We start from the raw sequence: 11,635 nt of genomic DNA on the forward strand, positions 1-11,635 counted from the left end.
ACCTCAGAATTGATGTTAAAAAAAATAGCAGCCCCATCCTTACTATTACTTTTCAGCCTCTTTACATCGCATGCTCAACAGCTAACAGTTTCCGGACTGCAGGATAAAGTAGAGGTATACCGTGACCCCTGGGGTATCAACCATATTTATGCTGAGAATGAGCACGACCTCTTTTTTACCCAGGGCTACATGGCGGCTAAGGATCGCCTTTTTCAGTTTGAAATTTGGCGAAGGCAGGCTACAGGTACAGTAGCTGAACTGCTGGGAGAAAGGGAAATAAAAAGGGACATAGGCACGAGGCTGTTCAAGTTTCGGGGAAACATGAAAGCAGAAATGAACCATTATCATGAAAGAGGTGAGGAAATCATCCCCGCTTTTGTAGATGGGGTAAATGCCTATATCGCCGAAGCCAATGCAGCTCCGGAGAACCTGCCCATCGAGTTTCAACTGTTGAATACAAAACCGCAGCTGTGGACGCCAGAAGTCGTTATTTCCAGGCATCAGGGGTTGTTGGGTAATATTGGTAACGAACTGAAGGCAGCCAGGGCCGTGGCAGCGATTGGAGCCGAAAAGTTTAAGGAAATAGAGTACTATCACCCGTTCGATCCGGATCTGAACATGGATCCGGTTATCGACCAGTCGCTGCTGACCGAAGATATCCTTGAGCTTTACAATGCTTATCGGAAATCTGTCAAATTTCAACCCTCAGATGTGCAAGCCAGCGCCAGGGAGGGTATGGAGAAGTACAGCGAGTTGGCAGCTAAATGGGAAGACGACTTTGCGCTTGACAGGCAGGAACTCAGAAACGCTGTTGGCAGTAACAACTGGGTAGTAAGCGGCGAACGTACTCAGAGTGGCTACCCAATGCTCGCCAACGATCCGCATCGAAGCCTCGCTGCACCATCACTTCGATACTGGTCGCACCTGGTAGCCCCAGGCTGGAATGTGATAGGGGCTGGTGAGCCTGAGATTCCCGGCATTTCTATTGGACACAACGAGTATGGTGCCTGGGGACTGACGGTCTTTACCAACGATAGCGAAGATTTGTATGTGTATGAAACAAATCCGGAAAACCCTAACCAGTACAAATACAACGGCGGCTGGGAAGATATGAAAATCATCACTGAGACGATAAAAGTGAAAGACCGGCCCGATGTCACTGTTGAATTGAAATACACCCGCCATGGCCCTGTAGTGTTTGAAAAAGCAGATAAGCATGTCGCTTATGCCGTTCGTTGTGGGTGGCAGGAGGTGGGCGGCGCTCCCTACCTGGCTAGTTTAAGGATGGACCAGGCGAAGACCTGGGAGGAGTTTCGGGAGGCTTGCAACTACAGCCATATTCCCGGGGAAAACATGATCTGGGCCGACCGGAAAGGAAACATCGGCTGGCAGGCTGTGGGCATTGCGCCGATCCGTAAGAACTTCAGCGGCATGGTGCCTGTACCTGGCGACGGACGCTACGAATGGGATGGTTATTTGCCAATCAAAGCCAAGCCTCATAGCTACAATCCGGCGGAAGGCTACGTGATTACCGCCAATGAGAACCTAACGAAAACCGATTATGAGTTTCCTGAGATAATCACTTTTGATTGGGGTGACGGGTACAGGGGAGACAGGTTGAAGGAGATCATCGCTTCCGGTAGGGTACTGAGCCTTGGCGACATGGCCGCTATGCAAACGGACTACCTGGCGCTTCCTGCCAAAGAAATAGTGCCTATGTTGAAAAATTTGTCGATTGCTGATACAAAGACAAATGCTGCAAGGGACAAACTGCTGGCCTGGGATTTTGTGCTCGATAAGAATTCAACAACGGCTGCCATTTACGCAGCCTGGGAAAAAGAGATCAATGCCAGAATGAAGAACCTGATGATTCCGGCAGAGGCGAGGGCACACATTTCAGGGCTTTCCATGTTTAAGGTGATCGGCTGGCTGCAGGCACCACCGCCTGTTTTTGGCAGTGATCCGGTCAAAGGAAGAGATGACCTGCTGACTTCTTCTCTTTCCACCGCCATCGCTCAGCTGGAACAAAAGCTGGGTAAGGATCAAAACAAGTGGCAGTATGGGCAGGAGAAGAATCATCACGTTGTCATTAAACACCCTATGAGTGAGGCGGTGTCTGCCGACGTAAGAAAAAGATTGGATGTTGGCCCTGCACCACGGGGAGGCTACCACCTCACACCTGGAGTGACAGGATCCGGCGACAATCAAACCCATGGCGCTACATTTCGCATTATTATGGATACCCAAAACTGGGACCGGTCGATGGGTATCAATTCGCCCGGGCAGTCGGGTGATCCGGATAGCAAATACTACAAGAACCTCTTCGACCTTTGGGCGAATGACAAATATTTCCCTGTTTATTACTCGAAAGAGATGATCATGAAAGTGGCTGAAGAAAGCTACAAGATGAGCCCGAGGTAAGGCTATTTGCCCAGCTTGTACTCCAGCCCGCTTTTTACTGCGGGCCACTCTGTATCAAGTATGCTGTAAACTGCGGTATCCCTCATGGTGCCGTTGGGCATGATATAGTGATTTCGGAAGATGCCGTCGAGTTGAGCGCCAAGCCGCTCGATGGCTGCCCTCGATGCTGCATTCATTCTGTGTGTTCGAAACTCCACAGCAATGCATTTTAGGTTTTCAAAAGCGTGTGTAAGGAGCAAATGCTTGCACTCGGTGTTAATCGCAGTGCGCTGAACAGACTTTGCATACCAGGTGGAACCTATTTCCAATCGATGTACGGCTTTCTCGATTCTCAGGAAACGGGTAGCGCCAACTATCTTTTGATGTGTCTTGCTGTAAATCACAAAAGGCAGGCAGGTTTGGCTGGCCTGCTCCTTAAAAGCTTTTTGCATCCAGGCTTCCATTGTTTCTGGTGAGGGTACCAGTGTGTACCAAAGCTTCCACAGTTCACCGTCTTTGACAACTTCGCAAAGGCTGGCGAGGTGCTCAGGAAGCATCGGTTGAACGATTACATGCTCACCCTCTAACGCTACTGGGAGCGGTGGGTATTCGGAAGGGACTGAGTTCATCAATTCGATTGACTATATTAAAAAATCAAACGAATCAAATGTAAGCCTTTTGCCAATTTTCGTAAAAACTATTGATGCGAAAGTTTGCTATCATATTTTTCCAACCAACCGTTTCGGAGTTAATTGAAACCGTTTGTGGTCATATAGGGTGTCTGAAAAATGTCGAAAAGCTATAAAATATTACAGCACTATCGGTGCGCCACTATAAATACATAAATTGCAGCGTATTTTCGAGCGATGCGGAGCCTGGTCAAATTCTTTTGTTTGTTTGTTGGACTTTCTTTTGGGGCACAGGCCCGGGAAGCGGAGAGGGGTATTATTGACCTTAGGGAATTCGATTTTTCGCAGGGGAAAGCACAACTTGAGGGCGAGTGGGAGTTTTATTGGGAAAGATTGATAACCCCAGAGCAGTTCAAATACGCTGCTCCAGCACCTGATTACTTCATGTTCCCCAAGCTCTGGAACGATTCAAAAACTGCTAGTGGTGTAGAACTATCGAGCCAGGGCTTTGCCACCTACCGGGTCAAGTTACTTTTACCCAAGCAAACTCCCCCGTTGTCAATTGCCATCAGTCACTTCTACAGTGACTACGATCTGTATGTCGATGGTCAACTGCTGGGGGAAAATGGCGTGGTGGGCAACACCAAAGAAACTTCGGAGCCTCATTGGATTCCCAAAACCCTGAGAATCCTTCCCAGCTCTGATACCCTGGAGTTAGTGCTCCATATCTCCAATTTTCATCATTCGAAAGGAGGAGCCCGGGAACCCATTCTATTGGGAGCACGGGATAGAATTACGCATGACAGCCTCTTCAATATCAGCTACGACCTGTTGCTCTCCGGTTGCCTGATTATGGCAGGTCTTTTCTTCCTGGGGCTTTACCTGTTTGGGCAAAAAGAAAACTACATCATCGCCTTTGGCCTTTTTTGTCTGGTATTCAGCTACAGGTTTTTCGGTGCCGATAATTATGCGCTGCACATTCTGTATCCTGATATTCCCTGGACTGTGACCTTGCATTTTGAGTACCTGGCCCTGTTTTTGGCGCCTTCATTGTTTGCTATCTACTCCTACACCCTTTTTCCAAAAGACGGCAACCTGATTATTTTGGGTGGGTTTGCAGGTATTTCCGGCTTACTGAGCCTGCTGACCCTTGTTTTGCCGAGCACCATTTTCACACTTTTTGTGGAGCCCTATTTATTCGTGATGGTCGCTGTAATTGCCTACGTTTCCTATGTGTATGCCGCTGCTGCCAGGTTTAATCGGGACGGAGCCAATTATGCTTTGGCTAGCACCATGGTAGTGCTGCTGGTGTTTATCTACAAAATATATGTTTACCTGGCACTGGAGCCCGAAAACAGACTCCTTACGTTCATTGGGTTTATTTCATTCTTTTTCTTTCAGTCGTTGAACATGTTCTTCAGAGTGACAAGGTCTTTGCGGGTAGCCAAGGAAGAGGCGGAGGAGGCGTCGAGAACCAAGTCTGACTTCCTTTCGATGATGTCGCATGAAATCAGAACGCCAATGAATGCCGTAATAGGACTAACCAACTATATGATTGGTGACAAACCAAAAAAGGAACACAAAGAAGCACTCAATACACTCAAATTTTCTGCTGAGAACCTGCTTGTGATCCTCAACGATATCCTCGATCTCAATAAAATTGAAGCCAACAGGATTGAGTTCGAGAAAATGCCTGTCAACATCAGGCAGCTAACGGCTCGCTTGAAGCAGGTTTTCGAAAGGATAGCCGATGAACGGGGGCTTTATATCAAGGTATCGGTTGACGAAACGATAACTCAATCTATTCTCTGTGATTCGACACGGACAAGTCAGGTGTTAAGCAATTTGATCAGCAACGCCCTGAAATTCACCAAAGAAGGTGGTATTGAATTAATAGTGAATGAATTGGACAGAGATGAAGACCATATAACACTCCGGTTTGCGATAAAGGATACGGGTATAGGCATTTCTATGGCCGACCAGCAGAAAATATTTGACAGTTTCACTCAGGCAAGCACCTCAGTGACCAGAGAATATGGGGGCACCGGGCTCGGTTTAACAATTACCAGAAGGTTGCTTAACCTTCAGGGGGTACAACTCGGTCTCAACAGCGAGAAAGGAAAGGGCTCAGAGTTTTACTTTATTCAAAGGTTTGAAACTGTGGATCACGCTGTGGAAGAAGATGAAACGCTGGCGGATTCAGGTGAACCAGGGAATAAAGGAGCCAATATTCTTCTTGTTGAAGACAACAAAGTCAATGTGCTGGTAGCACAGAAGTTTTTGAAGAAATGGGAATTTGGCATCGAAATAGCGGCCAACGGCGCTGAGGCTGTTGACAAAGTCAAGAACAAAAAATACGATCTGATTTTGATGGACCTGCAAATGCCTGTCATGGATGGCTACGAAGCCTCGAGACAAATAAGGGCACTCGGAATTAACACACCCATTATTGCCCTCACAGCCTCTACCATGATGGAAGACCGGGATAAGGTAAAGCGATTCGGTATGAACGACCATATCATAAAACCATTTGATCCGGAGGACTTGAAAAAGAAGGTGAACAAATACATAACGAACAGCGTCATAGGCTAATAATTTTTTTTCACACCATAGCTAACCATTTAGGTGAAAAGCTGGTTATGATGCTATGGAAAAAGAAGCTAAGGTCCCTAAAGCAAAAGCTGGGGCCAAAAAACCCCAAAGCAGCGAAATCAGGGCCAAATACAAAGAGCATGTGTTGGAAAATGGCTCAGCACCATCTTCCTTTTTTTTGTTTGCCAAGTCGCTCAAGCTGAAAGAAGAAGATTTGTATGAGTTTTACAATTCATTTGAGTCTATTGAAAAGGGTATCTGGCATGACTTTGTCAGTGCCACCATCCAGGCTATTGAATCAGAAAAGGTTTACGAAGAGTACTCTGTCAGGGAGAAGCTTTTGGCATTCTACTATACACTGATTGAGGAGCTGAAGCGAAACAGGAGCTATATCCTGTGGCAGATGCAGGCTGTGAAGCACCCGACATCGACACCCTATTTCCTTAAATCGTTCAAGGCGGAGTTTCTTTCCTGGGCCAACAATCTGGTAATTGAGGGAAAGGATACGGACGAAATTGCCAACCGGCCTTTTATCAGCGACAGATATGGTGAAGCCATGTGGGTGCAAACTTTGTTCATCCTGAATTTTTGGCACAAAGACGAAAGCAAAGGCTTTGAAAAAACGGACGCTGCGATAGAAAAGGCCGTTAACCTGGCTTTTGACCTCATGGGGCGGGGAGCTGTGGATTCACTGCTAGACCTGGCAAAGTTTATTTATCAATCGAAGAAAGAAGCCTGATCAAAATGAAAGAACAATCCAGCATCCCCACATCAAAAGTAGAAAGAGCGTCGAAGTTTGTAAAAACTGGTGCCAAAGTGGGGGGTAACTATGTTAAGCATTATGCCAAGCGCTTCATCACCGGAGATGCTTCCCGTGAGAATCTTGATCAGGCCAACGCAGAAGATATTTACGGTTCGCTGAGCGAACTCAAAGGAAGTGCCCTGAAAGTGGCGCAGATGCTGGCCATGGATAAGAATATCCTCCCGACGGCTTATCAAAATCAGTTCTCCATGGCGCAGTACAGTGCCCCTCCGTTGTCTTATCCACTGGTGGTGAAGACTTTCAAGGAGCAGCTTGGAAAGTTGCCAACTGAGGCTTTTGAGTCGTTTACCAAAAGTGCGGTGAATGCTGCGTCCATCGGTCAGGTGCACAAGGGCACGATTGGTGACAGGGAATTTGCTGTGAAGGTGCAGTATCCGGGAGTGGCTGGCAGCGTAAGATCCGATCTTAAACTCGTGAAGCCCTTTGCCCTCAGGCTTGTGAAGCTCAACGAGCAGGAGCTTGATCACTATATGGAAGAAGTAGAGGAACGGCTGTTGGAAGAAACCGATTACAAGTTGGAGTTGCTTCGCTCACAGCAAATTTCAGATGCTTGTGCTCATATACCGAACCTGACCTTTCCCAGGTATTACTCCGAGCTTTCGTCGGAAAGGATTTTGACCATGGATTGGCTACAGGGTTTGCACCTGAAAGAATTTTTGAAAACCAATCCTTCACAGAACCTGCGAAACCAGATAGGTCAGGCGATGTGGGACTTCTACAACCATCAGGTGCATAACCTCCTGCAGGTGCATGCCGACCCTCATCCGGGTAACTTCCTCATGATGGAAAATGGCAGACTGGGGGTGATAGACTTCGGCTGTGTGAAAGTGATTCCTGAGGATTTTTACAGAACCTATTTTCAACTGATGAGGGAAGACTTGCTCTGGAAGGAAGAGGAGCTGGTGGCCGCATTCCACGATTTATGTTTTCTGTATGAAGATGATCCGGCTGACTACAAGATTCTTTACATCGACATATTTAAGCAAATGATGCAGCTATTGGGCGCTCCTTTTCATAAAGAGTCATTTGATTTTGCCAACGAAGAGTATTTTAAGAAAATCTTCGACCTGGGCGAAGGCATTTCTAAGCGCAAGGAGTTCAAGAATTCCAAACATCCGAGAGGGTCAAGGCATGGGTTGTACATCAACAGGACTTACTTTGGGCTCTATAATCTGCTTCATGACCTGGGAGCGGAGGTGAAGACGACGAAACCGGAGTGGCTGGAGGCTGAAGTGGCTTAGTAAAAGCAGTTGATTTGTCACATTTGGAGAATGTCCTACATTCTCCCTAACGCCACTTTTCTGTTGGCAACAACAATTTCCTGTGTTTAATTTTACGGGCTATGGTTGCCTGGATTTATTGGAATAATTATAAATTATTCGCTATCACACTTTACTGATAAAGTATCTATTTTTTTCTCTTTCTCTCTTCTGGTTTGCTTTTTATGCCTCATAAGGATGTGTATGTATCGCAAATGTTTGTAATCCGAAATTTTATTTTGGAACTGATTGTGTTTTGGATTCTAATGTAGCCACAGCGATTTTTTTGAGCGTCATCACAATTTCAATTACCATCTATAAATACTCCAAATTGAGTATTGACATCGCTCCGACACGACTTTATTTTTATGAAGTGATTTTTTAGCAACCAACATACCACTTTATGAAAGCCATTCTAACAACATTATTAATCGCCCTAACCTCATTTGCGGTGTTCTCACAGAAGCTCCCTTTTCAGGGGCAGCTTATTGAAAACGGAACACCGGTGACAGGTACCAGAGATTTCGTTTTTAACATACCGGGTGGCGGCGGATCCTTATGGACGGAAACACACAACAATGTGCAGGTGCAGGATGGTCTTTATTCACTTGTGTTAGGCGACATTGTCGCTTTGCCCGACGAGCTATTCTCCGACGTTGCGGAGCGAACGCTTGAAATTACGGTCGGGGCGACAAGTTTATCTCCTATCACCCTCTATGCTGGTATTAAGGAGTGGAAGTTCTCGAAGGAAATGGACGGAAGTACGGATCGACCTGCGGTTTTGGGTGAAATATCCGGCCCAGCAAGTAATTGGGCAGCCATAGAGGGATATGCGAGCACTGATGGGGACAATTACGGCGTTTACGGTCAAGGTGAGGGAACAGGAAAAATAAATGTTGGCCTTTATGGCTTTGGACTTGGCGCTGGTGATGGTTCTGTTACGGACTTTCAAGGCTCATGGGGCTCTTATAATTATGGAGCTATGGCAATAGCGAAAGACAACCTGAATGGAAATGTTGGTGTTTGGGGCAGAGCTACTGGTGATGCTGGAGCGGCCGACAATATAGGCGTGGTTGGCTGGAGTGAAATTACAGGTGGGGTGGAGAATAAGGGAATGCTAGGCTGGGCCAAAGGAACAGGTATTAACAAAGGTGTGGTTGGACTCGCAGAAGGAGGCACAGAAAACTGGGCGGGCTGGTTCGATGGCGATGTAAAGATCAATGGAAATCTGGTGATGGACGTCGGTGCAAGCGGCTCGTCCACTTTTACCAAAACCCAGGACAGCTCGACAGGAGAATACATTGTAGCCCTAAAAGGAGAGGCAAATGGCACGGGAGTTTTTGATTCCGGGGGAGCTGGCGTTTCGGAATACAATGGAGTCATGGGGGTTGGCAACGCAATTGAAGGTGGAAACACTGGCGTAAGAGGGGTGGCGAATGTTTCGGCAACCTCCGCAAGTTTCAATTATGGTGTCTATGGTCAGGCTAATTCTGATCAGGGAAATACCACGGCAGTAATCTATGGTTTGCGTGGAGAGGCCAACGGCCCATCTAGCTTTAGCGTTGGTGTGCGGGGTATTTCCGGCAACTCCACACCCGGACCTGGCAACAACTTCGGTGGTGATTTTTCAGCTGGTAGTAACCCCGTTCAGAACATCGGCCTCAGAGGAAGGACAAATGGAGATACTGGTGGTGGAAGTGAAAATATTGGGGTATACGGATTATCATCTACTGTAAATTCCACAAGAAATATTGGCGTATACGGCAAAGCGCTAAGTGCCACAAGCGAAAATTGGGCAGGATGGTTTGAAGGAGATGTGAAGGTGACCGGCACACTTTCTGTCGATGGCCAGGGGGGAAGCATTTCTGCCACGGGTATCAACCAGGACTATGGCAATTTCGGAGAAAAAAATTGGGAACCAGGTTTACAGGGCTACCTTGACCTGCGTGGCGATGCTGAAGCGGGAAAAGACAATATCAGAGTTGCCTTAGGAGTAGAAAAAGCAGGGTCAGAAACAGTTGGCAGCTTTTCACTATTTGGCCCAGTGTACAATGACGTCAATTGTGCTACTTGTCCAAGGAGCTTCGTTTCTGCCTATCTCACAAATGATCCGGGCGGAAATGCTCCCACAGAATGGTCCGGTAGTCTTCAGTTAAGCGGACAAGAGTCTCCCAACGTTATTATTGGTGGCCAAAACTACCAGGACAGCGATTTGGGGCATATATCACTGTTTGGCAATAAGCCTGACGGAAACGGCTGGTTTTACAGCCAAGCAGGCCTACAGGTCAATCAGGATGGGAGCCAGGAATGGGGTTCTTTGCGACTAGAGGCTAACGATGGAGTGAGCAACGTGGAAATCGGGGCCAAATCCTGGGAGGATCCCACGAATGGGGCGGGGAGACCTTACTTGCGCATGCGGGGTAATACGCCGGATCAGGACTTGGTATGGATGGAGGTAGCCGACGATGGGTTAGGCAATGAATTGGGCGCTGTCAACTTCCGAAGCACAGATGGTAAGGACATAAGAATTGATGCCAACGGTATTAGCGGTTCCATGAAAGATTTGAATTTACAGAGAGCTACTCTTCAAAGCCAATGGGGGAACGACGGACAAGGTGCGTTGGAGCTAAGAGATGCAAATGACCAAACCCGCATACAGGCCTCGGTAAATGACGATGGAGCATCTACCTATTCAGGGCATATAAATTTAACAAATAGTGCTGATGGAAGCTTTACTACCCTTGATGGGCAATGGGGAGTCAGGTCATCTTCTATGATAGCTGTGGCTCAGGGTAGCAATCAGGCTAATAACTCGATTGAAATGGGTGACAACGGGGATGCTGGCTTCTTGAATGTCAATGACGTCAATAATCAAAACATCGTTACGCTAAGTGGTGATGGCAGTATAAACGTGAAAAATGGACTCGTTGGGCTCTCTTTTGAGGATGACGGGTTGGGTAATGACATTGGCGTAATGCACCTCAGAAGTTCCGATGGAAAAGACTTTAGAATGGATGCCAATGGCGTTGCGGTGGACGTGCCTGGCATTAGTGAACTATCTGTTGATAAAGACTACCTAAATGCTGGCATACATGTGCAGGTAGGAAATTATTTTGGTTCCACTAATGAAGGAGCTAATCCTGCTACTGATGGAGCCTATATTGCTCAAGACGGCGGTATTCAGGCGAGACTATTAAATGTAAGGGAGGAGGTAACCGGCTCTACGACAAGTATTAATGGCACCTCACAGTTCAAACTAGGATTTACAGGCACTGAAAGTGATGAGGCTTACTTCGCTCTAGATCATTTGGGCAGTGAAAAGGCTAGAATTGCAACAAGTGCAAGTTCTGGTTATATATTTTTGAAGGACAACACCAACACCAATTCCATTTCGATGGACGGTTTAATGGGTACTATCCACGTCTCAGGTTCTGTCTATGCTGGAGGCGTTCAGCTTACTTCAGACCGGAGACTCAAGGAGAATATTACGCCTTTGAAAAACTCGCTTGCTAACACCTTAAAACTTCGTGGAGTCTCCTACAATTGGATTGATAAGGCCAAATCGCAGAGTGCTCAAATAGGTGTCATTGCCCAGGAAGTTGAAGAAGTCTACCCTGAGTTTGTACACACCGACGACAAAGGAATGAAGTCTGTTAACTACTCTCAAATGGTAGCGGTGCTTATCGAAGCCATCAAAGAGCTGAATACTCAGATCGAAACACTTAAAACAGAAAACGCTTCACTAAAAACGGAGTTGGCGACCGCTTCAAGTAATGAAAAACGAATTACTGAGCTGGAGGCAAGTGTGAAATCGCTAGTCAATCTGCTACAGGCACCTTCTAAACCTTCGGATGAAAACAGCACTTCAATAGGGAAACAAGAGTAGTCATTCAACTACCTAATCCACTCAATCAAGTTGGACTTAAAAACTG

The 11,635-nt window shown here is 46.8% G+C and carries 6 protein-coding genes; 5 read left to right on the plus strand and 1 reads right to left on the minus strand.

Features of this window, described 5'->3' with window-relative positions:
• Nucleotides 1-12 precede the first annotated feature (12 nt).
• On the plus strand, nucleotides 13-2,421 hold the full coding sequence (locus RIF36_RS02195; protein WP_350126805.1) for a penicillin acylase family protein: 2,409 nt from the start codon (nucleotides 13-15) through the stop codon (nucleotides 2,419-2,421).
• Between the two features lie 2 nt (nucleotides 2,422-2,423).
• Here the strand turns inward: RIF36_RS02195 and RIF36_RS02200 are convergent, their stop codons facing one another.
• On the minus strand, nucleotides 2,424-3,029 hold the full coding sequence (locus RIF36_RS02200) for a GNAT family N-acetyltransferase (RefSeq protein ID WP_350076674.1): 606 nt from the start codon (nucleotides 3,027-3,029) through the stop codon (nucleotides 2,424-2,426).
• Nucleotides 3,030-3,293: 264 nt separating this feature from the next.
• On the opposite strand from RIF36_RS02200, the gene RIF36_RS02205 reads away from it, so the two are divergent.
• The 4 genes from RIF36_RS02205 to RIF36_RS02220 all read left to right on the plus strand — a co-directional run bounded on the left by RIF36_RS02205 (nucleotide 3,294) and on the right by RIF36_RS02220 (nucleotide 11,589).
• Nucleotides 3,294-5,621 (plus strand): response regulator, encoded by a 2,328-nt coding sequence (locus RIF36_RS02205; RefSeq protein WP_350126802.1) that lies wholly within the window; start codon nucleotides 3,294-3,296, stop codon nucleotides 5,619-5,621.
• Nucleotides 5,622-5,676: 55 nt separating this feature from the next.
• On the plus strand, nucleotides 5,677-6,360 hold the full coding sequence (locus RIF36_RS02210) for a TetR family transcriptional regulator C-terminal domain-containing protein (RefSeq protein WP_350126799.1): 684 nt from the start codon (nucleotides 5,677-5,679) through the stop codon (nucleotides 6,358-6,360).
• A gap of 5 nt (nucleotides 6,361-6,365) precedes the next feature.
• Nucleotides 6,366-7,685 carry an ABC1 kinase family protein gene (locus RIF36_RS02215; RefSeq protein ID WP_350126796.1) on the plus strand — a complete coding sequence of 440 codons (1,320 nt, stop codon included), beginning with the start codon at nucleotides 6,366-6,368 and terminating at the stop codon, nucleotides 7,683-7,685.
• A gap of 421 nt (nucleotides 7,686-8,106) precedes the next feature.
• Nucleotides 8,107-11,589 carry a tail fiber domain-containing protein gene (locus RIF36_RS02220; RefSeq protein WP_350126793.1) on the plus strand — a complete coding sequence of 1,161 codons (3,483 nt, stop codon included), beginning with the start codon at nucleotides 8,107-8,109 and terminating at the stop codon, nucleotides 11,587-11,589.
• The last annotated feature ends 46 nt before the right edge of the window (nucleotides 11,590-11,635 follow it).

This window comes from Imperialibacter sp., assembly GCF_040222815.1.
Lineage (GTDB): Bacteria > Bacteroidota > Bacteroidia > Cytophagales > Cyclobacteriaceae > Imperialibacter.